The organism is Methylocella sp. CPCC 101449 (assembly GCF_031921685.1).
In the GTDB taxonomy this organism is placed as follows: Bacteria; Pseudomonadota; Alphaproteobacteria; order Rhizobiales; family Beijerinckiaceae; genus Terripilifer.
Genome location: NZ_JAPDHU010000001.1, coordinates 1,653,683 through 1,677,076 on the forward strand (window position 1 = coordinate 1,653,683; position 23,394 = coordinate 1,677,076).

General features: G+C 61.4%; 23 protein-coding genes. 8 read left to right on the forward strand and 15 right to left on the reverse strand.

Going from position 1 to position 23,394, the window contains the following annotated elements; translation table 11 throughout:
- Positions 1-102: 102 nt before the first annotated feature.
- Positions 103-1,020 (forward strand): LysR family transcriptional regulator, encoded by a 918-nt coding sequence (locus tag OIM99_RS07595; RefSeq protein WP_311849726.1) that lies wholly within the window; start codon positions 103-105, stop codon positions 1,018-1,020.
- 156 nt (positions 1,021-1,176) lie between these two features.
- On the opposite strand, the gene OIM99_RS07600 is transcribed toward OIM99_RS07595, so the two are convergent.
- Positions 1,177-2,223: a hypothetical protein gene (locus OIM99_RS07600; RefSeq protein WP_311849727.1), complete on the reverse strand. Its 1,047-nt coding sequence runs from the start codon at positions 2,221-2,223 to the stop codon at positions 1,177-1,179.
- 259 nt (positions 2,224-2,482) lie between these two features.
- Here OIM99_RS07600 and OIM99_RS07605 point away from each other — a divergent pair, with 259 nt between their 5' ends.
- Genes OIM99_RS07605 through OIM99_RS07615 form a run of 3 tightly spaced genes read left to right on the forward strand, consistent with a single transcriptional unit; the run spans position 2,483 to position 5,927 of the window.
- Complete coding sequence (locus OIM99_RS07605; protein WP_311849728.1) at positions 2,483-3,769, forward strand: Rieske 2Fe-2S domain-containing protein; 1,287 nt, start codon at positions 2,483-2,485, stop codon at positions 3,767-3,769.
- Positions 3,770-3,774: 5 nt separating this feature from the next.
- Complete coding sequence (locus OIM99_RS07610) at positions 3,775-4,884, forward strand: zinc-binding dehydrogenase (protein WP_311849729.1); 1,110 nt, start codon at positions 3,775-3,777, stop codon at positions 4,882-4,884.
- A gap of 32 nt (positions 4,885-4,916) precedes the next feature.
- Positions 4,917-5,927: a hypothetical protein gene (locus tag OIM99_RS07615; RefSeq protein WP_311849730.1), complete on the forward strand. Its 1,011-nt coding sequence runs from the start codon at positions 4,917-4,919 to the stop codon at positions 5,925-5,927.
- A gap of 16 nt (positions 5,928-5,943) precedes the next feature.
- Here OIM99_RS07615 and OIM99_RS07620 read toward each other — a convergent pair whose 3' ends face one another.
- From OIM99_RS07620 to OIM99_RS07635, 4 genes are all read right to left on the reverse strand, one after another.
- A complete protein-coding gene (locus OIM99_RS07620) occupies positions 5,944-7,068 on the reverse strand; it encodes an LLM class flavin-dependent oxidoreductase (protein WP_311849731.1) in 1,125 nt (374 codons plus the stop codon).
- A gap of 151 nt (positions 7,069-7,219) precedes the next feature.
- Entirely contained in the window at positions 7,220-7,372 is a 153-nt protein-coding gene (locus tag OIM99_RS07625; RefSeq protein WP_311849732.1) for a hypothetical protein, read from the reverse strand.
- Positions 7,369-7,608, reverse strand: a complete 240-nt coding sequence (locus OIM99_RS07630; protein ID WP_311849733.1) for a hypothetical protein — start codon at positions 7,606-7,608, stop codon at positions 7,369-7,371. Before OIM99_RS07630 ends, OIM99_RS07625 begins: the two co-directional genes overlap by 4 nt.
- 73 nt (positions 7,609-7,681) lie before the next feature.
- A complete protein-coding gene (locus OIM99_RS07635; RefSeq protein WP_311849734.1) occupies positions 7,682-7,936 on the reverse strand; it encodes a hypothetical protein in 255 nt (84 codons plus the stop codon).
- 250 nt (positions 7,937-8,186) lie between these two features.
- Between OIM99_RS07635 and OIM99_RS07640 the strand changes: the two genes are divergently transcribed.
- From OIM99_RS07640 to OIM99_RS07650, 3 genes are all read left to right on the forward strand, one after another.
- A complete protein-coding gene (locus OIM99_RS07640) occupies positions 8,187-8,921 on the forward strand; it encodes a response regulator transcription factor (protein WP_311849735.1) in 735 nt (244 codons plus the stop codon).
- Positions 8,921-10,288 carry an ATP-binding protein gene (locus OIM99_RS07645; RefSeq protein WP_311849736.1) on the forward strand — a complete coding sequence of 456 codons (1,368 nt, stop codon included), beginning with the start codon at positions 8,921-8,923 and terminating at the stop codon, positions 10,286-10,288. The genes OIM99_RS07640 and OIM99_RS07645 overlap by 1 nt, the downstream gene beginning before the upstream one ends.
- Before the next feature lie 85 nt (positions 10,289-10,373).
- Positions 10,374-10,595: a hypothetical protein gene (locus tag OIM99_RS07650; RefSeq protein WP_311849737.1), complete on the forward strand. Its 222-nt coding sequence runs from the start codon at positions 10,374-10,376 to the stop codon at positions 10,593-10,595.
- A gap of 12 nt (positions 10,596-10,607) precedes the next feature.
- On the opposite strand, the gene OIM99_RS07655 is transcribed toward OIM99_RS07650, so the two are convergent.
- The 7 genes from OIM99_RS07655 to OIM99_RS07685 form a co-directional block, all read right to left on the reverse strand.
- A complete protein-coding gene (locus tag OIM99_RS07655) occupies positions 10,608-11,657 on the reverse strand; it encodes an aromatic ring-hydroxylating dioxygenase subunit alpha (RefSeq protein WP_311849738.1) in 1,050 nt (349 codons plus the stop codon).
- Positions 11,658-11,833: 176 nt separating this feature from the next.
- Positions 11,834-13,213, reverse strand: coding sequence for an MFS transporter (locus OIM99_RS07660; protein ID WP_311849739.1), 1,380 nt, complete (start codon positions 13,211-13,213; stop codon positions 11,834-11,836).
- 39 nt (positions 13,214-13,252) lie between these two features.
- Entirely contained in the window at positions 13,253-13,669 is a 417-nt protein-coding gene (locus tag OIM99_RS07665) for a Rieske (2Fe-2S) protein (protein ID WP_311849740.1), read from the reverse strand.
- Positions 13,666-14,772 (reverse strand): amidohydrolase family protein, encoded by a 1,107-nt coding sequence (locus OIM99_RS07670; protein WP_311849741.1) that lies wholly within the window; start codon positions 14,770-14,772, stop codon positions 13,666-13,668. Before OIM99_RS07670 ends, OIM99_RS07665 begins: the two co-directional genes overlap by 4 nt.
- Positions 14,769-15,872: an amidohydrolase family protein gene (locus tag OIM99_RS07675; RefSeq protein WP_311849742.1), complete on the reverse strand. Its 1,104-nt coding sequence runs from the start codon at positions 15,870-15,872 to the stop codon at positions 14,769-14,771. The genes OIM99_RS07670 and OIM99_RS07675 overlap by 4 nt, the downstream gene beginning before the upstream one ends.
- 171 nt (positions 15,873-16,043) lie before the next feature.
- Complete coding sequence (locus tag OIM99_RS07680) at positions 16,044-16,952, reverse strand: LysR family transcriptional regulator (RefSeq protein ID WP_311849743.1); 909 nt, start codon at positions 16,950-16,952, stop codon at positions 16,044-16,046.
- A gap of 164 nt (positions 16,953-17,116) precedes the next feature.
- Positions 17,117-18,091, reverse strand: a complete 975-nt coding sequence (locus OIM99_RS07685) for a tripartite tricarboxylate transporter substrate binding protein (RefSeq protein WP_311849744.1) — start codon at positions 18,089-18,091, stop codon at positions 17,117-17,119.
- A gap of 168 nt (positions 18,092-18,259) precedes the next feature.
- Between OIM99_RS07685 and OIM99_RS07690 the strand changes: the two genes are divergently transcribed.
- The gene (locus OIM99_RS07690) at positions 18,260-19,144 is read left to right on the forward strand and encodes a LysR substrate-binding domain-containing protein (RefSeq protein WP_311849745.1); all 885 of its coding nucleotides are present in this window, start codon (positions 18,260-18,262) and stop codon (positions 19,142-19,144) included.
- Here OIM99_RS07690 and OIM99_RS07695 read toward each other — a convergent pair.
- The 3 genes from OIM99_RS07695 to OIM99_RS07705 all read right to left on the reverse strand — a co-directional run bounded on the left by OIM99_RS07695 (position 19,141) and on the right by OIM99_RS07705 (position 23,253).
- The gene (locus OIM99_RS07695; RefSeq protein ID WP_311849746.1) at positions 19,141-20,340 is read right to left on the reverse strand and encodes an FAD-dependent monooxygenase; all 1,200 of its coding nucleotides are present in this window, start codon (positions 20,338-20,340) and stop codon (positions 19,141-19,143) included. The genes OIM99_RS07690 and OIM99_RS07695 overlap by 4 nt on opposite strands.
- A gap of 182 nt (positions 20,341-20,522) precedes the next feature.
- On the reverse strand, positions 20,523-21,488 hold the full coding sequence (locus OIM99_RS07700; protein ID WP_311849747.1) for a small ribosomal subunit Rsm22 family protein: 966 nt from the start codon (positions 21,486-21,488) through the stop codon (positions 20,523-20,525).
- Positions 21,489-21,516: 28 nt separating this feature from the next.
- A complete protein-coding gene (locus OIM99_RS07705) occupies positions 21,517-23,253 on the reverse strand; it encodes a tetratricopeptide repeat protein (protein ID WP_311849748.1) in 1,737 nt (578 codons plus the stop codon).
- Positions 23,254-23,394: the final 141 nt, after the last annotated feature.

Genomic DNA, 23,394 nt, shown 5'->3' on the forward strand with positions numbered 1-23,394 from the left:
ATAGGCGTGTGGTTGGCTGACGTTGCTTCGAGGGCCGGTTGATCGGGCCTAGCCCGCGTCGTCCGTCACGGTAAAATAGGCCTGCATTTCGAGGAAACGCGTTTGGATATCCGGCACCTGAAATATTTCGTCAAAGTCGCCGAGGCGGGAAGTTTCGTCGCCGCGTCGCGTGAGCTGGGGATTTCGCAGCCCTCGCTCAGCAGCCGGATCAAGGAAGTCGAGGCTTGGGCCAATCAGCCCCTGTTCCGCCGCCTGGCGCGCGGCGTGGCGCTGACGGAGGCCGGCGATCGGCTGCTGCCGCATGCACGTGAGTTGCTGGCCGCGATGGAGCGCGCCGAAAAGGCGGTTCTGGGCGAAACGGGCTATGCGCTTTCGCTCGGTGTGACGCCCACCCCTGGTGTGACCTTGGTGCCGCAACTGCTGACGGTTTCGGCGCAATCCCATCCGCCTTTCAGCATTCAGGTGCAGCAAGGCTCCAGCGACGAACTGTTGGATCTTGTTTCGCGCGGGCGCTTGGACTCGGCGCTGTGCTATCGCGTCATCAACAATGAGACGCTGGTGACCGTGCCTCTCTATTCGGAGGATCTCGTCCTGGTCGGCATTTCAAGCCTGGTCGATACGGGCGCGGGCGATGTGCCGTTCGACGAGATCGCGCGCTTCCCTCTGGTGCTCGATCCGCGCAGCCATGCGACGCGCCGCCGGATCGAGGAAGTGGCGTTCAAGCGCAAGCTGCATCTGGAAATCAAGCTCGAGGTCGAGCCCGCCAACGCCAAGCGGGCGATGATCGAAGGCCAGGGCTTTTGCGCCGTCGTGCCGAAAGCTTTGTATATCGATGCGATCCGCTCGGGGCAGTTCGGCTTTCGCCGCGTCGTCGATCCGGTGCTCAGCATGACGATGGGGCTGGTCGTCAACTCGGCGATCAAGCAACGCGCTTTCGAGGGCCTGCGCGATCTCTTGAAGCAGCTCGTTCACGCCAACATCAAGGACGATGTTTTTGGCTGGCGCCCTCCCGATCTGTAGGACTGTGGCGGAATACCCGTCATTGCGAGCGCAGCGAAGCAATCCAGGAGTCGAAGAGTAGAGCCATGGAAATTGCCTGCGCTCAGGCATTCCGGGCGTCCTACCATTTGCTCCTGGATTGCTTCGTCGCTGCGCTTCTCGCAATGACGGCTGCGCCTACATCCGTGCGCCGATGATCTGACGCGCCTTGGTGACGACGTCCTGCGGCGCCTGGAACAGATCGGTGACGAGCTTCTGCATCTCCGTGCCGTCGAGACCTTCGACATCGATATTCATCTTCTTGGCTTCGGCCAGGAGATCGGGATCCTTCAGGCTTGCCATGAAGGCGGCGCGGATCGCCGCCACGCGGTCATCCGGCACATTGGGCGCCATCACGAAGGGGCGGCCGAAACGCAGCGGCGCGTAGAACATGTTCATGACCTGGCGCTGCTGATCGTCACCGGCGCGGGCGATGGTCATTTCGACTTTCAGCTTGTCGAGTTCGCTCGCCGAGGAAATGCCTTCCTGCGCGATCACTTTGACGTCGCTGCCGTTGACCCATTGCGGACGGGTGGAGGCGACGCTGGACCAGCCCATGCCGCAGGCGCCGTTGACTTCGTTCTTCTCCACCGCGAGGGCGATTTCGTTCGAGCCCGGATAGCCGCTGACGACCTTGAACTTCGCGCCCAGGACATCCTTGAGCAGGTTCGGGAAATCGTGGGTCGAACCGCCCGAAGCACTGGCGCCGACGACAATGTCCTTGCCGAGGAAATCGTCGAGGGATTTGACGCCGGTGTCCGTCCGCACGATGCAGACATAGAGTTCGCTGTTGGCGCTGCCGACGAAGTTCAGCTTGCTGACGTCATAGCGTGCCTTGCCGCGATCGCCGAGCAAGGGCTCCATGATGGCTTGCGGATAGACGGCGCCGATGACGGTGCCGTCCTTCGGGGCGATGTTGTAGATATTCTGCAGCGCGACGACGCTGGCGGCGCCGGGCATGTTGTTGACGACGACGCGCGGACTGCCGGGGATATATTTGGCGATATATCGCCCGATCAGCCGGCCGTAGAGATCATAGCCGCCGCCGGGGGACGAGCCGACGATTATGTTGACCTGCTTGCCCTTGTAGAAACGGGCAGCCTCGGACTCGTCCGCCCGCACGGCAGTGAGGCCTGAGGCGATGCAGATGCTTGCCGCGGCGACGGCCAGAGCTTTACGGGACACGGGGCGTTTCCTCCCTTTTTGAATTTTTGCATTTTTGAATGCGAAAAATCTTTAGCAGGGGGAAATGCGCCGAAAACCCCGCTGGGCCCACAGATTCATATAGCCAGTTGCTATAGGTCGCCCGTCTCAGCCCGCCTGCTATAGCCTTTGGCTATAACTCTGTTTGCGGCTGGCTCGATTGTGACGACGCGTCGCCGCGCCCATACCCATCCCAGGAAACGTCCCCTCCGATCGCCGGAGGTCACCTCGGGGTGTGTCGATGCTGAAGCAAGAGCAAAACGAATTCATCACGCGCACGGGGCCCGGCACCCCGATGGGCAATTTGTTCCGCTGCTATTGGATTCCGGCGCTGCTGGCGAGCGAGCTGTCGGAGCCGGATGGCCCGCCGGTGCGCGTGAAACTGCTGTCGGAGCGTCTGCTGGCGTTCCGGGATTCGCAAGGCCGCCTCGGTCTCGTCGATGAATTCTGCGCCCATCGCGGCGTCTCGCTGTGGTTCGGCCGCAATGAGGACTGCGGCCTGCGCTGCCCCTATCACGGCTGGAAATACGACGTGAACGGCCAATGCGTCGATGTGCCTTCCGAGCCGGAAGAATCCGGCTATGCCAAGAAGGTCAAATTGAAATCCTATCCGCTGGTCGAGCGTGGTGGCATTCTGTGGACCTATCTGGGGCCGCCGGAACGCCAGCCCGAACTGCCGGAGTTCGAATTCTGCGTGGTGCGCGACGAACAGCGTTTCGTCAGCAAGCGGTTGCAGGAATCGAACTGGCTGCAGGGGATGGAGGGCGGCATCGATTCCAGCCATTCGTCCTGGCTGCATCGCGGCGATTTCGAACATGATCCGCTGATCAAGGGCGCCGGCGGCAACAAATATAATTTCGGCGATCTGTCGCCGGTCTTCGAAGTGGTCGAAAGCGCCGGCGGCCTCTTCATCGGTGCGCGCCGCAATGCGGAGAACGACAATTACTACTGGCGCATCACGCCTTGGGTGATGCCGAGCTATACGGCGGTGCCGCCGCGCGGCGATCATCCGATGCACGGCCACTTCTGGATTCCCATCGACGACGAGAATTGCTGGGTGTGGAGTTACGATTATCATCCGGCGCGCGATCTGACTCATGCGGAGCGCGATGCGATGCGCCGTGGTCTCGGCATTCATGTGAAATATGTGCCCGGCACGTTCACGCCGCTCGCCAACAAGCATAACAACTACCTGATGGATCGCGTGGCGCAGCGCGAAGGCCGCTATTTCAGCGGCATCGAGGGCATTGCCGTGCAGGATGCTTCCTTGCAGGAAAGCATGGGCGCCGTCTGCGACCGAACCAAGGAAAATCTGGTTGGCACCGACAACGGTATCATCATGGCGCGGCACCGGCTGATGCGTGCGGCCAAGCAGCTCGCCGAAAAAGGCACGTTGCCGCCGGGTGTCGATGTGGAACATCAGAAAATCCGTTCCGCCGCTCTGTTGCTGCCGAAGGACGCGGCCTTCCAGCAAGGCGCTAAGGAAGCACTCATCGCCAAGCTGGGACAGCCGCAGGTCACCGTGTGATGGCGATGACAGCGTCCAGCGTTCTTGCCGCGGTCACACCGGCGCCGGGGCAGATCGAACTGCGGGAAGTCGCGCGTCCTTCGGAAGCGCTCGACGGCGGCTTGTTGAAAGTCGCGGTCACGGGCGTGTGCGGCAGCGATTGGGAGTTCTACCAGACATTTCCGAAACAGCGCGGCGCTGTCATTCTCGGCCATGAAACGGTTGGCTGGATCGAACGCGCCAGCCGCTCGAGCCTCGACCGCTGGGGGCTGGCCGAAGGCGATCTCGTCGCGCTGGAAGAGTATATCCCTTGTACCCATTGCGCGGCTTGTCGTTCGGGCGAGTTTCGCTCATGCCGCGCCACCGAATGGCGGTCCGGCGGCTTGCGCTACGGCGCGACGGAACTCGGCCGCGATCCGGGCCTGTGGGGCGGCTATGCGCAGGCGCAGTATCTGCATCCCAACACCGTCTTCCATCGCGTTCCAACAGGTCTCGATCCGAAATACGCGGCGCTGGCTCTGCCGGTGGCCAACGGGATCGAGTGGACCTATCTGCAAGGTCGTGCCGGCCCGGGCGAGACGGTGATCATTCAGGGGCCGGGCCAGCAGGGCCTCGCCTGCGTCGCTGCCGCCAAAGAGGCGGGCGCCGCCAAGGTCATCGTCACCGGACTGTCGACGCCGAACGATCGTGCGCGTTTGCAGATGGCGAAACTGCTCGGTGCCGATCATACGATCGAACTGGGTGACGAGGATCTGCTGGAGACCGTCGCTGAACTCACCGGCGGCCAGATGGCCGACCTGGTTCTCGATTGCGCCGGTGTCGAAGCGTCCTTTCTAGCGTCGTTTCATCTCGTGCGCCGCTATGGGCGCGTTGTGTTGGGCGGCCATCTGAAGAATCCGGTTGCCAACTTCAATGCCAATCGGATCGTCGCGCAATATCTCACCGTCAAAGGGGTACGCGGCCATAGCTATCAGGCGGTGGAACATGCGCTCGCCATGCTGGCGGCGGATCGGCACAATCTGCGCAAGCTGAGCACGCATACGTTTCCGCTGGCCGAGACGGACACGGCGCTCCAGTGTCTCGTTGGCAAAGGGCTGCCCGGCGCGATCCATTGCACCGTCAGCCCACTGCAATAAATCCATAACAGTCAAACGGGAGGAGACGCCCCATGGGGGCCAATAATAAGCCGTCGAGACTCGTCGCCAGTCTGGCGATCTCCGACAATCCACGCACATGGCCAATCATCGACGGGCGGATCACGATCGACGGTGTCGACGTGCGCACCACGGTTCTGCATCCCTCGGAAATGTTCTGGCGTCAGCTCAAATATGCCGAGTTCGATATTTCCGAAATGTCGATCTCCTCGCTGATGATCGCGGCGTCCAAGGGCGATCGCACCTGGGTCGCCATCCCGGTCTTCACGATGCGCAGTTTCTTCCAGACGTGGGGATTCAAGCGGCTCGATCGCGGCATCGTCACGCCGGCCGATCTCGTCGGCAAACGCGTCGGCGTGCCGGAATATCAGCAGACCTCGGCGATCTGGTCGCGCGGCATTTTCAAGGATCGCTATGGCCTCGATCAGCGCGACGTCGAATGGTTCATGGAGCGCGTGCCCGGCAAGAGCCATGGCGGTTCGACCGGATTCCAGCCGCCGCAAGGGGTGCGCATCCAGCAAATCCCATCGACCACGAATATCGGCGAAATGCTCGTCAAGGGCGAGCTCGATGCGACGCTGCTTTATCTCACAGACAAAAACCTCGTCGATCGCAGCCGTATCGACATCACGCAGGACGCCAACATCGGGCCGATTTTCGCCGACAATCTGCGTGAGGGGCAGAATTATCTTAAGGACACCGGCATCTTTCCGATCAATCACACGCTGGTCGTGCGGCGGTCCCTGCTGGAAGAAAATCCCTGGCTCGGCCTGAACATCCTGAAGGCCTTCGAGCGCGCGAAAGCTCTGACGCAAAGCCGAATGATCGAAATGGCCGAGCCCTGGCAGACCAGCGCGCTCGATGCCTCAGCCGGACCGCTTTTGCAGAGCGATCCGATGCCCTATGGCATCAAGAGAAACAGAACTGTTCTGGAGACGCTGGCGCGCTATCTCTGCGAACAGGGGCTGACACCCAAGCCCTGCGCCTTGGAAGACATCTTCCTGAAACAGGCGCTGGATCTTTAAAGATGAGACGACCCGATCAGTTGATCGGGTCGAGCACCTGCTTGTGCGGTACGACATTGGTGAAGCGCGGCATGACCTCGCGTGCGAACAAGCGCATGGAGGCTTCGGAAATGTACCGCGTCTCGCCCGGCCATTCGCCGAGGAAGCGCACCAGCAGATGATTGATGCCGAGATCGGCGAGCTCCTGCACGCGTTTGGCGACCATATCCGGCGTGCCGGCGATCAATTCGTGCATGTCGCCGCCGGCGGCATAAGCATTGGGTGTCGACTCGTTCGCCTTCTTGTGAACGACCGGGCCGTGCAGCGGACCATGCTCGCTGATGTATTTCTGGCGCATGGCGAGATGTTCGGCGCGGGCCAATTGGGCGCGTGCCTGGGCTTCTTCCTCGGTGTCGGCGACGACGACGGCGAGCCAGTCGCAAGTGCACCAGCGCTGGCATTCGTCGATCACGGGCTGCGGATGCTGCGCGGCGATCAGCGCTTCGCGATACATGCGGATCTGGTCTTCGAGTGGTGACTCGGATCCGAACGTGCCCAGGAAGGCCGGCAGGCCGCGTTGCGCCGCCTTGATGACGGAGGCATCGCGGCTCGCGGTGCGAATGACGGTCGGATGGTGCTTGCGATAAGGCGCGGGCGTGACGCGGCGGCGCACCGTGCCTTTATAGACCGGCGTGTCGATGATCAGGTCCGGATCGCCGGTCTTGAAATCCCACAGGCGTTCCATGGTCACCAGCGCGTCTTCCGCCGCCTTGCCCGAGCTGTGGTATTCGGCGGTCAGGCCCATCCCTAAGGGTTCGAGGCCGGCGAAGCCGCTGCCGAGACCATAGAGCGTGCGCCCCTTGGTGAGCTGATCGAGCTGGTTCATGCTCTCGACCAGGCGGACGGGGTGGTAATAGGGGATCGAAAGCACGCCGAAGCCGAGATAGCGATCCGGGCCGATCTGCGGCGCGATATAGGCGGCGAACTGGATCGGATTGCTGTGCCAGGCGCCGCGGAAATGATGTTCGGTGAACCAGGGATTGTAGCCAAGCTCGGCGGCCAGCAGGGATTGTTCGACGGCGATGCCGAGAATGCGTTCGTCATTCGCCGGGCTGTCGTCGACCGCGGTGTACATCGTCAAAACCATGGTCGAGAAATCCATCGCGTGGCATCCCCATTGCTGTGTGTATTTTAGTGTGAAGCTGAAGGTAGTAGACTAGGCGGTACCAAATGTACATGCAGCGGGCGGGCGCCTCGCCGTTTTGTGACATGGCTTGTAGGGCTTGAAAGCCGGGCCGACGCCGATAGAACCGTCAGTCCCGCGTGGAACGATAGGCTGTGATCAAAGCCGCGGCCGTGACCGTTCCGATGATGACGAACGAGCCGAGATAGATCAGGAAATCCCGCTCGTCGCGGACATCAAGCGGATGCCATGCAAGCGTGATCGCGTACAGCATGCCGGTCATTTGAGCCGCTGATCACGCTGCCGCAGGCCGTTCGCCGTGAGGCAATACCAGCCGCTGGGATATTGGGTGATATAGCCCCGCAGGCCCGCGATCAGGTAGCCGCCAAAGCAGATGCAGATCGTTCCGATCGATGTAGCGTAGCGATCGGAGATGCGGAAAACGCAGGTCGCATCGTCGGCCGCGCCATGCATGAGAATGGCCGTGACGCCGTCCTGCCAACGCAGTTTCGGCTTCATTTGCGGTTCCACTTGCGGCTCCACATGACTTCTCCTGCATTCAGATGGCTGCGGCGCCGGGACGACATTGGTCTCAGTCAGGCTTTTGCAGGGGAGCGGCCTGTCGGGGCGGGCTGGCGGGGCGGTCCAGCAGCTCTTCGACCAAAGCGAAGATTTCGAGTTCGGAAATGTCGGCGCCGTCATCGGCCAGTGTCTGCGCTGTTTGATTCAGCCGGCGGATAAATCGTGCGCCGAAGCTTTCGTCCGTCTCCTCGATCGTCCGAACCAAGCACAGGATGAGGGCTACAAGAGCGGACTTCGTGGATTCGAGTTCGTGTCCAAGGTTCATGCGATCTGGTCTTGCCGACATGCCAATGCCGTTCGCTGGGAGCACCGAGGCGTCCGATATGCGTCCGAGATTTTTGGTGAGGTTTCTTCGAAAGTGCGTAGACGCGAGTGTACGGCGGGCCAGTCGCGTGCCGTGTTAAGAAATATTAAGAAATGTACTGGTGGTTGCGTCGCAGCGTTTTGTAGGACTACGACTGGCTCAGGGCTTATGTGCTATAACCCTTCCACAGCCAAGTCAGGCAACGTCTCTCGTGTCCACGCCATCCTCCGCACAGGCAGGCAAAAGAATACTCTGCGTCGAGGATGACGCGGAGATCGCGCGCATGTTGGCGGAAACTTTGGACGCGAACGGCTTCTCGGCCGCCTTCGTCGGTTCGGCGAAACTGATGGATCAGCGCCTGCTGCAAGATCGCTACGATCTGATCCTGCTCGATATCATGTTGCCGGGCGAAGACGGGTTGAGTATTTGCCGGCGCCTGCGCGCCAGTTCGAACATTCCCATCATCATGGTCACCGCGCGCGGTGAGGAGATCGATCGCATCCTCGGTCTTGAGCTGGGCGCCGATGATTACATCACAAAGCCGTTCAGCTCGCGGGAGCTTGTCGCGCGTGTGCGCGCGCTGCTGCGCCGGACGGAAACGTTCGCCATCTCCATCGGCCTGCAATCGCGCACGCTCTCCTTCGCCGGCTGGTCGATCAATCCGATGACGCGGGAGCTGCATGATCCCACCGGCTTGCAGATTACGCTGACGAGCGTCGAATTCGACCTGCTGCTGGCGCTGTGCCGGAATGCGGGCAAGCTGATGTCGCGCGAACAGTTGATCGAACTCGTGCACGGCGGTCTCGCAAATTCCATCGAACGCAGCATCGACGTTCACATCAGCCGCATCCGCCAGAAGATCGAGCCTGATCCGAAGGGCCGGTCGATGATCAAAACGATCAGGCTCGGCGGCTATCTGTTCTCGCCGAAAGTGGATGTCGTCTGATGCGTTGGCCGGATCGCCTGACGCCGCGCAGTATCACCGCCCAGATCGGGGTCGTCGTTGCCACTTCCGTTTTTCTCGGCCTCATCGCCTTCGCTTTGATCTTGTTTTTTATGATCGGTCCGCCGCCCAATCCGGGAAGTCCGCCGTTCTTGGGCTTGCGGATCGCGCAAATATCGAAACTGATCAAGGCGGCCAAGAGCGATGAGGAGATCGCTCTCATCGAGCAGTCGTTTCAGCATAGCGAGCTGTCCGTTAAGCGTGTGACGCTGGACGAGCTTGCGCCGATCGAGCAAGGGGGGCGTTCGCTATGGTCGCGCCTCGTCTTGCGGCGCGTGCTGATGGAGCCTGGCGTCGAGGTTCTCGACGGCGTTCGCTATCCCCATGGGCGTCCCGGGCAGATCATCGTGCGGCTGGATGATAAACATGCCCTGGTGTTTGGGACGGCCTTCGAACCGAGCCTGTTGCCACATGTTATCACCAAATCGGCGCTGTTGCTGATGATCGTGATGATTTCCGTTTTGCTGATTTCGATTTATGCGCTGCGCTGGATCATCGCGCCGCTCAAACAGCTTGCCCGCGCGGCATCGGCCTTCGGTCAGTCGCCGTCGGCCTATCAACTGCTGGACCGGAAAGGGCCGCGCGAAATCGTGCGCGTGACCGATGCGCTGAACGACATGTCGGCGCGCATCCAAACGCTCATCGACAATCGCACGCGGATGCTGGCGGCCATCAGTCATGATCTCAGGACGCCGCTGACGCGATTGCGGTTGCGCGCCGAGAAGGTGGGAGAGGATGGGCTGCGCGCCGGCATGCTGGACGATCTCGTCAAAATAGGCCGCATGATCGACGAGACCCTGGAATTTCTGCGCGACGATTCTCAGTCGGAGACGGCGTCACGCATCGATCTTTGCAGTTTACTGCAAACGATCTGCTCGGAATTTTCCGATGTCGGCTATACCGTCCGTTTCGAAGGGCCGGCCAGAATGGCCTATCAAGGGCGCCCGCGTGCTTTGTCGCGCGCGATCACCAATATCGTCGAGAATGCCACCAAGGTCGGCAGCGAGGTCATCGTTCAACTGTCGATCGCGCCATCAGGAGATATCGATATCGCCGTCAGCGATGACGGCCCCGGCATTCCCGAAGAGCTGCACGACAAAGTGTTCGAACCGTTCTTCAAAGCAGACGATGCGCGCTCGGCCGAGCCAGACAGTTTCGGTTTGGGGCTGTCGATCGCCAAGGACATCATCAGACGACACGGCGGCCGTATCGATCTGCGCCAGCGTGAGCCGAAAGGGCTGCAGGTTGCCGTTGTCCTGCCGCATGCCGATGACGTGCCGCGCGAGACGGAAAGCGGCGCGATCGCTTAACATAATTAATATAGCATCACTTGAGAGACCGGTCGTTCGAGGGCAAGAGGCGATGGCCTAACGCGTTGCTCCGGAACATGGCCTGATGAATGCCCACGAGTCGCCCGATACGCCGACAACCTGTGATACAGCCGATCATCGCGACTGTCGGCGCGGCGTGATCGGTACCTTGTTCGCCAAAGCTTTCGCTCTCATCCTCGGCGGCTCTCTGCTTTGGTTCGACTCTATCGAAGCGGCTTTCGTCTGTTTTGGCGCAGCCTTTCTGTTTCTGGCTTTGGCCGCCTTTCTCTGGCGGGAGGAGGCGTAGCGTGAACGACGATCAGGCCGCCTGTTCCTCCGTTTCCGCTTCGATCAGACGGGCGATAACCTTGCGCATCGCCGCGCCACCCTGATCGCCCTGGAAATTCATCAGCGGCCGGCCGCTGCGATCGGCGCGGATCGCCTGCTGCTGGCGTTCGAGCATGTCGGCGTCTTCGTCGAAGGCGAGGCGGGTCAGCCGGTACATTTCGTCGGTGATGTGTTGATCGTCCAGCGCGACGGTGCGGCAGACCGACCAGAAATAATGGCTGGTTTCCTCGGTCTCGGGCGTCACGGAATTAAGTACAATGTGATGCGGCCGTTGCATCTCCTCGTGCGTGCCCGCGTGTTCGCCGCCGAGCACCACGGTGAAGAAGGCCGGGGCGAAGAAGTCGGAGGTCTGGAAACGATCGATCTTGTCGGTCGGCGCGAAGCGGCTGGTCATCAGCATGAAGCCCGAAGGCGAAATATCGCGCATGGTGCGGGAGCTGTGCACCCTGTCCCCCTCGATGGTGACGCGCAGCGGATTGTTGAACCAGCCGGTGCGCCCGCTGGCGCCAATGGTCGAGCGATGCACGAAGGCGAGATGGGTGAGGTCGGCCAGGTTGTCGAGAACCAGGAGGTAATTGGCCTTGACGTGATGATAGCCATGCACCGCCGTCCAGTCCGCGTAGGTATTGGCGCTCCAGATGTCGGGAATGCCGTCCGGTGTCGCGCGCTTATCATCGCCGATCCAGGCAAAGATCATGTCGTGGCGCTCCAGTGCCGGGAAACGCGTCACCGTCATGCCGCGCGGCGGGATCACATCCTGGCTCGGGATATGGATGCAGCGGCCGTGAGCGTCGAACTGAGCGCCGTGATAGCCGCATTCGATCGCGCCATCGACGACGAAGCCCGAGGAAAGCGGCGCCTTGCGATGCGGACAGATGTCCTCCAGCACGGCGACCGCGCCGGCCTTGTCGCGAAACATGACGATGGGCGTATTGCAGATTGTGCGTGCCAGCGGCTTTTCGGTGAGTTCCGCCGAGGTGGCGATCGCATACCAGTGATTGACCGGATAGGAGCGGGCCATGGCTTTGTCCTTCGGTAGGAGTTCAGCGAAATCGTTGGGCCGTCATTGCGAGAAGCGAAGCAATCCAGGGGCGCGTGGTAGGGCATCAGCACATGCCGGTGGCTCAGTTACATATGCGTCCACGATCCTACATCGTGACCCCTGGATTGCTTCGCTTCGCTCGCAATGCCGGTCAGCTATCGTTTGTCGAGAATGGGTGTGGCCGCCTGAAATGCCGGCTCGGAGACCGCTGCGCGTCGCCGGCTGCCAAGGATGAGCAAGCAGAGGAAGACGACGATCTCGGGCAAAGCCGTGGCCAGAAACAAAGTGCTGCGATCGACTTTGGCGGCGATCAAGAGGCCGCCGAGTAGCGGCCCAAAGATGGCGCCGAACTTGGCTACTGCCAGCGCGAGGCCAACACCATTGGCGCGCCGTTCGCTCGGATAGAGCTTGCCCACCGTGCTGTTGAGACCCTGGTGCGAACCGACGACGAAGAAGCCGGTGACGAAGACGACGACCAGATAGAACAGGGTGTCGAGCCTGATATAACCGAGGCTGGCGGCGATCGGGCCGGCGATCAGCGGCATGATCATCAGGCCGAGCGCGCCGTAGCGATCGACGATATGGCCGGCGAGCAGTCCGCCGCAGGCGCCACCCAGCGAGAGGATCGTCAGCGCAATGGCGGCTTCCGAGACGTTGCGGCCGAAGGATTCGATCAGCACCGGCATCCAGCTGATCAGAAAGAACATGGTCAAGGAGCTCGCGATATAGGCGAGCCAGATCACCGCCGTGCTGAGGCGCAGGTCCGGCGAGAACAGCGAGCGGACGATGGCGATCACGCTGGTGTCGGCGGCGGTTTGGGCGTCCTGGCTGGAGGTGAAGGCCGTGCCGACCGGGACGGGGCGGCCGGTGATGGCGCTGACGATGGAGGCCGCCTGGGTGGAACGGGGATCGCGGCGGATGAGGAATTCCAGCGATTCCGGAATCCACTGATAGGCGACCAGCAGCAACAGCAGCGCGGGAATGCCGCCGGCGATGAACACCGCGTGCCAGCCATAGGAAGGAATGATCCAGGCCGCCAGCAGGCCGCCGAGACTCGACCCCAAGACATAGCCGAACATGATGACGGCGATGATGAAGCCGCGCCGCTGCGGCGGCGTATATTCGATGCACAGCGCATAGCAGATCGGCGTCAGCCCGCCGACGCCGATGCCGGTGAGGAAGCGCAGGCCGAGAAGATGTTTGAGGTCAGACGCGAAAATCGTCGCCGTGGTGAAAATACCGACGATGGCGATGGCGAGCAGAATGGTCGGGCGGCGGCCGAGGCGGTCGCCGAGATAGCCAAACAGAATGCTGCCGACCATCAGGCCGGCGAGGCCGGCTGAAAAAACCGGGCCGAACAGCGAGCGATCGACCTTCCAGTCGGCGATGATGGAGGGAGCGGCGAAAGCGATGGTTTGCAGATCGAAACCGTCGACGAGCATCAGAAGCGTCGAAATGACGATCAGCCGGGTGACCAAAGCATTGCGGGATTGCGTGGCGACAACGTCGGCCACGTTGATGGGCTGCGCCTGCATAACTTCCTCCCTTTTAGGCCTTAGTTGTGCGCTGCCCCCTCAGCAGTGCACAACCACGTAGAGATCATCGAGTGAGACTTTGATCGGTTCGGCCTTGTAGGGCCCCTCCTGCAAGGCGCCGCCGCTCTTGACGGCGACGTCATAGCGGGGCGTGCGCGTCTTTCTGGGATCGCAATAGGATTGGCCGGTCTTGATATCGAATTCCCAGCCATGCCACGGGCAGCGCAGGAATTGATTGTCTTGCGTCATGTCGTATTCGCCAGGCTCCGACGAGACGACGAGGCCGCCGAGACGGCCCTTGCAGAGTTCCGCGCCTTCATGCGGACAGCGATTCAACAAGGCGTAGAATTCATCCTCGACGCGGAAGACGACGACGGAACGGCCGTTGACCTCGACGACCTTGCGCGTGTTGGGCGGAAAGTCGTCGATATGGGAAATCACCTGGGACGCCGTCATAGTCTGTAAGCCCGCCGCGCGTTGCCGGAGAAGATCATCTGCCGTTCCTCATCGCTGAGGCGCAGTTTGAACGCATATTTGGGGTCGTCGTAATCCCAGTGCGGATAGTCGCTGGAATAGAGAATGCGATCGAAGCCGATCCATTCGATGATCTCGCGCAACTGGCCTGGCGTCCGGCATTCTTCCATCGGCTGCGTCGTGAACCAGGTGTTGTTGCGCATGTATTCTGAAGGCTTCTTCTTCACGTGCGGCACTTCGCTGCGCATGCGCTCCCACTGGCGATCGAAACGCCAGGTCATATGCGGCACCCAGGTGAAGCCGCCTTCGACGAAGACCACTTTGAGATCGGGGAATTTCTCGAACACGCCTTCGAACACCAGGCTCATGGCGATGTTCTGGTAGAGCGGGCCGGAGGTGTAGTGATCCTGGATGTAGAAGGTCGGCCAGCCGATGCCCGACGAGGCATGGCCGCCGCCGGGGATGACCGGATGGAAGACCACAGGCAGGCCGGCGCGGCAGGCCGCTTCATAGATCGGCCAATAGCGCCGCCGCCCCAAGGGCTCGATCGGCTTCGGCGACAGCATGATGTGCGAGAAACGCTTGTCGGCCGCCCAATAGTCGATTTCGGCAACGGCCGCCGCCGGATCTTCCTGGGTGACGATGATGCCGGCATGCAGGCGCGGATCGGGTTCGACCCAAGCGGCCAACTGCCATTGATTGACGGCGCGCGACAGCGCCGCGCCATACTCCTGATTGCGCTCGTCACTGACGGCGGTGCCGAGTGCGATCAAGGTGCCGGCGCCGATGTCGTTGGCATCGAGATGCTGGCGTTGCATCAGGCCGAGGTCCGAGCCAGCCGGGCCGGTTTCGGGGAAGGCATCGAGCCGCATGCCGCGGCCGTCCATGCGCGGATGGATTTCCTGGCCGGTGATGCCCTGGCGGATGTGCGGGCCATAGTCGCGCATATGCGCCTGCCAGCGTTGCGACAGGAAAGGCAGCAGATCGTTGGGCGAGCGCGGGGTCGGATGCAGATCGCAATCGACGGTGGCGAGCTTCGCCGGCGTGGCGGCGGCCGGCGCCGCTGTATCAAGCGTGAGGGTCATGCGGAAGCTCCAACCGGCTGGGCGGTGTCGGTGGCGAGCGCGAGACGCGTATAGGTCTCGGCCGGATTGTCGATGGCGATGCGCTGGATCAAGGCTTCGGACAAACCATCGGGCAGCGCGTTCAAACCGTCGAAATGGGCGTGCGGATAATCGGTCGAGAACAGGATCACGCGGTCGGAATCGAAATGGTCGATCAGCCGTTTCATCGCCACGGTATCCTCGGGGCCGTCGAAGGGCTGCAAGGTCAAGCGCACGCGTTCATTGATGATTTCGTGCGGCACGCGTTCGATCCACGGCACTTCGCGGCGCGTGGCGCGCCACATGCGATCGTTGCGCCACAACAGCGCCGGATACCAGCTAACCCCGGATTCCGCCAAAACGAAGGTGAGCCGGTCGAATTTACGGAACACGCCTTCGGCCAGCAGACTGACGAGAACATTTTCGAACGCCGCCGATTGGGCGATGTAATCCTCGACGAAATGCGAGGGCCAGCCGCCGCCCGTGGTCGCCGTGCGATGCAGGCTACCGGCGTGAATGCAGATCGGCAATTGCAGGCGCTGCGCCGCCTCGAAGATCGGCCAATAGATGCGCCGTCCCAGCGGCAGTTCGCCCATCACAGGCAGAAGGATCTGCACGAAACGCTTATCCTCGCCGAGCCGTTCGATTTCCGACACCGCATGGGCGGGATCTGTCGGCGAGACGAGGATCGAGGCGCGCAGGCGCGGATCGTTGGCAAGCAGATGATCGCGCGTCCAATCGTTGACGGCGCTGATGATCGCAGCGGCCATGTCCTGATGGAACAAAGCGATCGAGCCATGCAGCACGTTGCAGATGGCGAAGCGCAGTTTGAACGGCTCGAGCAATTCCTGGCGCAGGGTCGGGACGATGTTGGCGTCCTCTTCCAGCGGCGCGCGCCAATCGGCGCGGCGCGACAGGGGCACGTTGGGCTTGGAACTGGTGAAGGTGAAATTCACCGTATGCAGCGCGCGTTCGACGAGCTGCGTGCGCCAGTAAGGCGTCATATAGGGCAGCAGGCTCTTGATGGACGGGGCCGCCGGATGGGTGTCGCAGTCGATGGCGCCCGCGAATGGCAGTTGCATTCAGTCCTCCCTGGCCGGATGGCCACGATCTGCCAACAGAGGAACCACACGCAAAACACGGGGGGCAAATAACCGGGGCTAATGACGCGAATTAGCAAATCGAATTTCGCAGCCGCGAAAGCGATGAAAGATCAATAAAATCAACCGTTATGGCGCGTGCCGCGCCGATCGCTACTTGCGCATCCAGAGCTGCGCGGTGAGCTGGCGCAACCACTTATGCGCCGGGTCCTGATGCTTCCGTCGATGCCAGATCTGGCGGATGTTCATCATCGGCGAGGGGAACGGCAGCGGATAACGCACGATACCCTTCTGTTTGGAAAAGTGTTTGCAGAGGAAATCGGAGGCGATGACGAGGAAGCCGGCGGAGGGCAGAATCACCGGAATGCTGACCAGATGCGGCAGTTGCAGCACGATGCGCGGGCGCAGCCCCTGTTCCAGCACCATCTGATCGTAAAGCGTGCGCAGTCGGCCTTCCATGCCGATCAGCGCATGATCGAACGTGCCGAACGCTTCCGGCGTCAGTCCTTCCTTCGGGACTTTCAGCGATTCGCTGGCGAGACAGCCGAGCCCGTGATGGAACAGCGACTGCTGCATGTAATTCGGGCTGGTCAATTCGGGCAGATAGCCGATGGCGAGATCGACGGTGCCATTGTCGAGCAGATCGTCGATCGATTGCGTATCGGCCGGCACGACGATGAGCGAGGAGCGCGGCGACAAATGGGTGATCTGTTTGATGAGATCGGGGAGGCAGGACAATTCGCCCAGTTCGCCGGTCGAGACGACGAAACGGCGTCCGTCGTTCAACGGATCGAAGGTCTCCTTCTGCAACAGGCCGCCATCGACCAGATTGAGGATTTCCGCCACGGGGCCGGCGAGCGACAGCGCGCGCGGCGAGGGTTCGAGGCCGCGCTCGGTGCGCATGAACAGCGGATCGTCGAACAGGATGCGCAGGCGATTAAGGGACTGGCTCACCGCCGGCTGGCTGATGCCGAGATGTTTCGCCGCCACAGTGCCGTTGCGATAGCGCAGCAAGGCATCGATCAGCTTCAGATGCCGTATTTCAAGATCCTGAACGTCCATCACTTTCCCCTGGAAGGATGTCATACAGGAGTTTGGTGGCCATTGCGACGCCGACACGGCGTCTGTCGCCAGGCGAGCCACGGCATATCGATCTGAAAGCCAACAAAAAACCCCGGCGGAGGATCGGCTCCGCCGGGGTGTGGAAAGCTGGGTCGCAGGAGGGACTAGGGAATCCGCGCCTTGGACAGCTTCACCACATTCTCCATCCGGGCCGATTCCTGCGCGATGAAGGCTTTGAAATGGTCGGGTGTGTCGCCGATCACCGTCAGGCCGAGGGTGTTGAGACGCTCCTTGACGGTGGGGTCCTGCAACGCTTCGACCGTCGCCTTGTTGAGCTTCTCGATGATGTCGCGCGGGGTCGCCGCCGGGGCGACCATGCCGTACCAGATGCCGGCTTCGAGGTCCGGCAGGCCGGCCTGTTTGGAGGTCGGCACCTGCGGCAGTTGCGCGTTCGGCTCGCTCGCGGTGACGACGATGGCCTTCAGGTGGTTGCTGTTGACGTAAGGCACGACGTTGGAAAGGTTGTCGCAGATCATCGACACGCGGCCGCCGAGCACGTCCTGAATGGCCGGCGCCGGCCCCTGATAGGGCACGTGAATGAGATCGACACCGCCCATCACCTTCAACGCCTCGCCACAGATGTGGCTGGTGCTGCCGTTGCCGGCGGAGGCAAAGGTGAGTGTGCCGGGCTTTGCTTTCGCTTCGGCGATCAGCTCCTGCAGCGTGTTGGCTTTCACCGTCGGATTGACGACGATGATGTTGGGCGTCGAGGCAATGTTGACGATCGGCGCGAAATCCTTCTCGGGCGCATATTGCGGCGAGGCATAGATCCACTGGTTGATCGCTAAGACGCCAGTGGTGGCGAGCAGCAGCGTATAACCGTCGGCCGGCGAATTGGCGACGCGCGTTGCACCGAGCGAGCCATTGGCGCCGGCGCGATTTTCGATGACGACCGAACCGCCGAGCGATTTCGAAATCAGCGGCGCCAGCATGCGCGGGATCGTGTCGCTTGAACTGCCGGCCGGGAAGGGCACGACGAGAACGATGGGCCTGTCGGGATAGTCCGCTTTGGCCATCGGCATGGAAGCGAACGTTGCAAAGGACGCTGCGGCCGCGACACAAAACGCCTTGAAGTTCATGATTGCTCTCTTGGTTGTTTTTAAAGGCTATGGCCAAAGGCTCGGGTGAGAGCAAAGCCTAAAATTGCTGTACAATGCGGGCAAACAAGTTAAGTTGAAGAGGTCTTGAGTTTTCGGCAAGATCTCAAAAACACTCGGGAAAGTGCCATTCGCCGCCGCATCCCTAGCATGAATGCGTTGCTCGCTTTTGAGGCAACTGCACGCCATGAGAGCATCACAAGGGCAGCCAATGAGCTGTCTTTGACCGAAAGCGCCGTCTCTCGTCAAATCTCCCTGCTGGAGGACCATCTCAGCGTCCGTCTGTTCAATCGCGTGAAGAAGCGCCTGTCGTTGACGCGCGCCGGCCGAGCTTATGCCAATGACATCAGCCGCGCCTTGGAACGGCTCGAACGCGATACGCTGAAGGTGATGTCGCTGGAAGGCGCCGGTGGCAATCTCGAAATCGCGGCACTGCCGACGGTGGGCTCGTCCTGGCTTGTGCCACGGCTGTCGAGCTTTTACGAACAGCATCCTGACGTCACGATCAATGTCAGCGCGCGCAGCGAACGCTTTCTGTTCGACGGCACCGATATCGATGGCGCACTGTGTTTTGGCGATGCCAACTGGCCCGGCGCTTTGTCGGATTTCCTGTTCGAGGAAGATCTGGTGCCGGTGGCAAGCCCGAAGATTTTGACCGGGCGGCGTAGCGGCCAATTGGAACGGTTGATCCGCACGCGCATGCTGCATCTGAAGACGCGCCCCGGCGCCTGGCAGGCATGGTGTCTCGCCAATGGTCTGTCCGATCTCAATTTCATGAGTGGGCCGCGCTTTGAAATTCAAGCCATGCTGATCGGCGCTGCTTGCGCCGGCCAAGGCGTTGCGCTGCTGCCGGAATTTCTGATCGAAGCGGAGTTGCGCTCAGGCGCGCTGAAGATTCTGTCGGACAAAGCGGTGCGCAGCAAAGGCGCCTATTATTTCGCTTATCCGGAGTGGCGCGCGGATGAGCCGCTGCTGAAGCATTTCCGAACCTGGCTGCAAGACCAGGTTCGGTTGTTTCGCGGAAGCGACGATTAAAGCTTCGCGGCGCGTTCGAGACTGTCGAACATGGCGATGCGGCGCAGGAAGGCGCGGGTGTTGTCGAGGCTCGACAGGGCGGTCTTGATCTCATCGCGGAACGCCTGCCGATCCTCCGGCGTCTTGGCTTCGAGATTGCGCTTGTTGCGGATCGTGCCGTTCTGAATGGCGTCCATGGTGACGGCGCGGCGCTGGCGCTCATAGGCCTCGAGCGTCGATGCATCTGCCTCGCCCTTGATCACCGGCCCCAGCAAATGGGTGAGATTAAGCGCGTCATGCACGCCGCCATTCATGCCCATGCCGCCCAATGGATTGTTGATATGAGCGGCATCGCCCGCCAGGAATGTGCGGCCCTTGCGGAAGTGATCGGCGACGCGCTGATGCACGCGATAGAGCGTGGTGTGCAGGATCGGCGCATCCTTGGCTTTCGGCAGAATGCTCACCAGCATGTCGCGGGCAAAGCCGGTGCTGGTGACGGTGTCGTCGGGAATATCCGGCGGCACCGGGATCATGATGCGCCAGGCGCCCATGATGCGCAGGAAGAAATGCCAGCGCTGCGGATCGGCCCAATAGCTCACCGAGGTGACGCCCGGGCGCTCAGCTTCCACGTCGGCCGGCGTGGTGATGACGAGAAAACGCTCGGCCCAAGTGAAGCCCTCGAAGGGAATGTCCTGGCTGCGGCGCACGATGCTGTTGGCGCCATCGGCGCCGATGAGCCAGGCACAGCGCAGCGTCTCGTCGCCGTTCGGTCCGGTGAAGGTGAGGTCGACACCCTGTTCGTCCTGCGACAGGCCTTTGAGTTCCGCGCTAAAGCGAATGGTGAACAACGGATTGTCGCGCAGGGCTTCGAGAATGATGCGCGTCAGCTTGAATTGCTCGGCCTGCAAACGGAAGGGATGGCGGGTCAGATCGGCGATGTCAGCGAAATCGAACGTGCCGAGTTGGCCGTCGATCATCGAGGCATATTGCACCTGCGGCGCCTTCAGGCCTTGCGCGATCAAGGTTTTGGCGAAGCCGAGATCATCGAGCATGTCCAGAGTTGGCGGATGGAAGGTGGAAGCGCGCGATTCGCCGCTCAGTTCAGCACCGGCTTCCAGCACCGTCACTGGTACACCCTGGCGCACGAGATCGGCGGCGGCGACCATGCCGACGGGGCCCGCGCCAGCAATCACGACGGGCAGCGCATTCTTTTCCATCACGTCATCCTCATATTCATCGGGATGATCGCGACGTTCAGCGCGCTTTCAAGCGCGGACGAAAGAGCTGGACCATCCGCCTCGATGCTTAAAATTCAGGCGCGGAAGATCAATTGATGTTTCCCGAACAGAACTTGAGTTTCGCTCAAGTGGGTGGCGGCTGGGCCGGCGGAAAACAGAATTTATAAGACGTCGCCCCAGTCGAGCCGTCGCGCCACCTTGAAGGCGTCGCCGTCGCGGCGGGTCAGCAATTGATCGCGCAGGCTGCCGTCTGATACGCAGAGTTTCAGGCGCACGCGGCCGCTCGCCGTCTGCGGCGGGGCCAGCACGCGTGCCGCCGCGGCTTCGCGCGCGGGATGGCGTGAGGCGGCGATGAAGATGAACTTCTCGTCTTCCCACGGCACGTCGCCGCTCTTGGCCAGCCGGTGCAGGCGCGAGCGCGCGACGCGGCGCGCGAAATGGCACCAGTCGGGCGCAATGAGCGGGCAGGGCTCTTGATGCGGGCAGGGCGCGATGAGATGGGCGCCTCGCGCGAGCAGTTGGGTGCGGGCGGCGAGAATGCGCTGCCAGCCGGCCGGTGTGCCGGGCTCGATGATAACAAGCATATCGCCAGTGAGCGCCCACAGGCGATCGACCAACGGTTCGATCTCAGCCGGCGGCAGTTCGTCGAGCACATAAGCCAGCGTCACGAGATCGGCGGCGGCGAGGTCCGGCCAGCGGCCGGTGACATCGGCGGAGAGATAAGTGCTCGCCACCGGTGCGGCGTGACGGGCGAGATCGGTACCGATCGCGTGGATCGCCGGGCTTGCTTCCAGCAAAGTGGCTTGCGCAAGATGCGGCCAGCAATCCCGCGTCGCCCACAAGGCCGTGCCGGGGCCAGCGCCGACGTCGATCAGCGAGCGTGGCGCAAAATCGCCGCGCGCCTCTTCCACCGCCGTGAAACTGGCGCGCACCGCCGCATAGGTCGCCGGCAGGCGCGTCGCCAGATAGGCTTTTGCCGCCAGATCGTCGGCGAGATGCAGCCGGCCGTCGCGGGTCTCGGCACGATAGCGCCGCGACAAGGTCTCCGCCGCCTGTTTCAGCGTGGCAAGCGGCACGCCCTCGAGCAGGGTATCGACCGCCTGGCGCAGCGCGGCGGGCAGTTCCATGTCGTTTCAGTCCTTGTCGCCCGTTCGATCAGCGTCCGGCCTGCGCCTTGCGCTTCACCGCATCGGCGCGGTTCTCGATGGCGCGCAGATAATCCGGGTTCAGCTTGATCGCCCGATCATAGTTTTCGATGGCGCGGTCATAGTCGCCTTTGCGGAAATAAGCGAGGCCACGGTTGTTATAGGCCAGCGCGTAATTCGGATTGATGCGGATCGCCTGATCGTAATCCATAATGGCGCGATCCTGATCGCCCTTACGGCTGTAGATGAGGCCGCGATTGTTATAGGCGATGACGTAGTCGGGCTTGTGATTGATGGCCTGATCGTAGTCCTGCAAGGCCTGATCGCTCTGGCTCTGATTGTTGTAGGCGATGCCGCGATTGTAGAAGGCCTTGGTGAGATCATCCTGCGGCGGTCGAACGGCGCTTATGACGCCGCTGCAGCCTTGAATCGTCTGTTCGTCGCTCGAAGCATTGCTGTTGCACAAGGCTCTGAGCTGGCCGTAATTCTGCGGAATATCGCCGACGGCGGCGGCTTCGCGCAGCTTCACGGTTTCAGCGCGATTATCCGTGGCTTTCTGATATTCGGGCTGAATGCGCAGGGCCTGTTCGAAATCCTCCAAGGCGCGATTGAAATCGCTCTTGTTCTGATAGCTGATGCCGCGATTGTTGAAAGCCAGCGCATAGTCGGGCTTCAACCGGATCGCTTCGCTATAGTCGCCGACGGCCCGGTCATAGTCCGCCTTGCGATTATAGGCATAACCGCGATTGTTGTAGGTGATCGCCATGTCGCCGGCGGAGACATTCGCGGCGGCGGCGATCACGCCATTGCAGCCTTCGATGGTCTGATCGTCGGTCGAGGCGTCGCTGTTGCACATCGCCTTGAGCTGCCCGAAATTCGCCGGAAGACCGCCGCTCGCCTGTTCTGCGCGCACCTTGATGGCGCGGGCGCGGTTGTCGATGGCCTTCTGATAATTCGGCCGGAATTTGATCGCCTGATCGAAATCCTCGATGGCGCGGGCATAATCGCCCTTGTTCTGATAGGAGAGGCCGCGATTGTTGAAGGCCAGCGCATAGTCGGGCCGCAGCCGGATCGCCTCGCTGTAATCGCGGATCGCCTGATCGTACAGGCTCTTGTTGTTATAGGCGTAGCCACGATTGTTATAGGCCGGCACTAGGTCGTCCTGTGGCGTCTTGCCGGGGACGATCATGCCGTTACAGCCGGCGATGGTTTGATCGTCATTGGAGGCGTTGCTGTTGCACATCGCCCGTAGCTCGCCGTAATTGCCGGGCAGGTCGCCCTTCGCCTGCGCGTCGCGGATGACCAGCGCGCTCGCTCGATTGTCGAGCGCCTTCTTATAATTCGGCTGAATCTTCAGAGCCTGATCGTAGTCCTGGACGGCGCGCACATAGTCGCCCTTGTTCTGATAGGCGAAGCCGCGATTGTTGAAGGCCAGCGCATATTTCGGATCGATGCGGATGGCTTCGCTATAGTCCTGGATGGCGCGATCATATTGCGCCCTATTGTCATAGGCATAACCACGATTGTTATAGGCGGTCGCCAGATCGCGGCGTCCGGGCTTGCTGGCGATCACGCCGTTGCAGCCGAAGATGGTTTGATCGTCGGTCGAATCGTCGCTGTTGCATAGCTTCTTGAGATCTTCATAAGACTGAGTTTGCGCAGAAGCGGAGACCGCGCCGAAGAGGGGCAGGGCCAGCACGGCGGCCGTCGAGAGCAATCCGAGGGCACGCGCCTTCGTCCGTGTCATTGTCTGTCTCCAAAATCATTTTGGTTCTACGAAACTTTGGGATTCGTAGCTGAAATTTGGATGACAGGCCATATTCGCGATGTGCGTTATGAAACAGACGCCGATCATAAGCGTCTGTTTTGAATTTGTTAGATTTCCGGC

Excerpts from the sequence above, each read along its gene's own strand:
- OIM99_RS07605 (WP_311849728.1), top strand. The coding sequence starts at position 2,483 with ATGCTGAAGCAAGAGCAAAACGAATTCATCACGCGCACGGGGCCCGGC.
- OIM99_RS07610 (WP_311849729.1), top strand. The coding sequence starts at position 3,775 with ATGACAGCGTCCAGCGTTCTTGCCGCGGTCACACCGGCGCCGGGGCAG.
- OIM99_RS07615 (WP_311849730.1), top strand. The coding sequence starts at position 4,917 with ATGGGGGCCAATAATAAGCCGTCGAGACTCGTCGCCAGTCTGGCGATC.
- OIM99_RS07620 (WP_311849731.1), bottom strand. The coding sequence starts at position 7,068 with ATGGATTTCTCGACCATGGTTTTGACGATGTACACCGCGGTCGACGAC.
- OIM99_RS07625 (WP_311849732.1), bottom strand. The coding sequence starts at position 7,372 with ATGACCGGCATGCTGTACGCGATCACGCTTGCATGGCATCCGCTTGAT.
- OIM99_RS07630 (WP_311849733.1), bottom strand. The coding sequence starts at position 7,608 with ATGAAGCCGAAACTGCGTTGGCAGGACGGCGTCACGGCCATTCTCATG.
- OIM99_RS07635 (WP_311849734.1), bottom strand. The coding sequence starts at position 7,936 with ATGAACCTTGGACACGAACTCGAATCCACGAAGTCCGCTCTTGTAGCC.
- OIM99_RS07645 (WP_311849736.1), top strand. The coding sequence starts at position 8,921 with ATGCGTTGGCCGGATCGCCTGACGCCGCGCAGTATCACCGCCCAGATC.
- OIM99_RS07650 (WP_311849737.1), top strand. The coding sequence starts at position 10,374 with ATGAATGCCCACGAGTCGCCCGATACGCCGACAACCTGTGATACAGCC.
- OIM99_RS07655 (WP_311849738.1), bottom strand. The coding sequence starts at position 11,657 with ATGGCCCGCTCCTATCCGGTCAATCACTGGTATGCGATCGCCACCTCG.
- OIM99_RS07660 (WP_311849739.1), bottom strand. The coding sequence starts at position 13,213 with ATGCAGGCGCAGCCCATCAACGTGGCCGACGTTGTCGCCACGCAATCC.
- OIM99_RS07665 (WP_311849740.1), bottom strand. The coding sequence starts at position 13,669 with ATGACGGCGTCCCAGGTGATTTCCCATATCGACGACTTTCCGCCCAAC.
- OIM99_RS07670 (WP_311849741.1), bottom strand. The coding sequence starts at position 14,772 with ATGACCCTCACGCTTGATACAGCGGCGCCGGCCGCCGCCACGCCGGCG.
- OIM99_RS07675 (WP_311849742.1), bottom strand. The coding sequence starts at position 15,872 with ATGCAACTGCCATTCGCGGGCGCCATCGACTGCGACACCCATCCGGCG.
- OIM99_RS07680 (WP_311849743.1), bottom strand. The coding sequence starts at position 16,952 with ATGGACGTTCAGGATCTTGAAATACGGCATCTGAAGCTGATCGATGCC.
- OIM99_RS07685 (WP_311849744.1), bottom strand. The coding sequence starts at position 18,091 with ATGAACTTCAAGGCGTTTTGTGTCGCGGCCGCAGCGTCCTTTGCAACG.
- OIM99_RS07690 (WP_311849745.1), top strand. The coding sequence starts at position 18,260 with ATGAATGCGTTGCTCGCTTTTGAGGCAACTGCACGCCATGAGAGCATC.
- OIM99_RS07695 (WP_311849746.1), bottom strand. The coding sequence starts at position 20,340 with ATGGAAAAGAATGCGCTGCCCGTCGTGATTGCTGGCGCGGGCCCCGTC.
- OIM99_RS07700 (WP_311849747.1), bottom strand. The coding sequence starts at position 21,488 with ATGGAACTGCCCGCCGCGCTGCGCCAGGCGGTCGATACCCTGCTCGAG.
- OIM99_RS07705 (WP_311849748.1), bottom strand. The coding sequence starts at position 23,253 with ATGACACGGACGAAGGCGCGTGCCCTCGGATTGCTCTCGACGGCCGCC.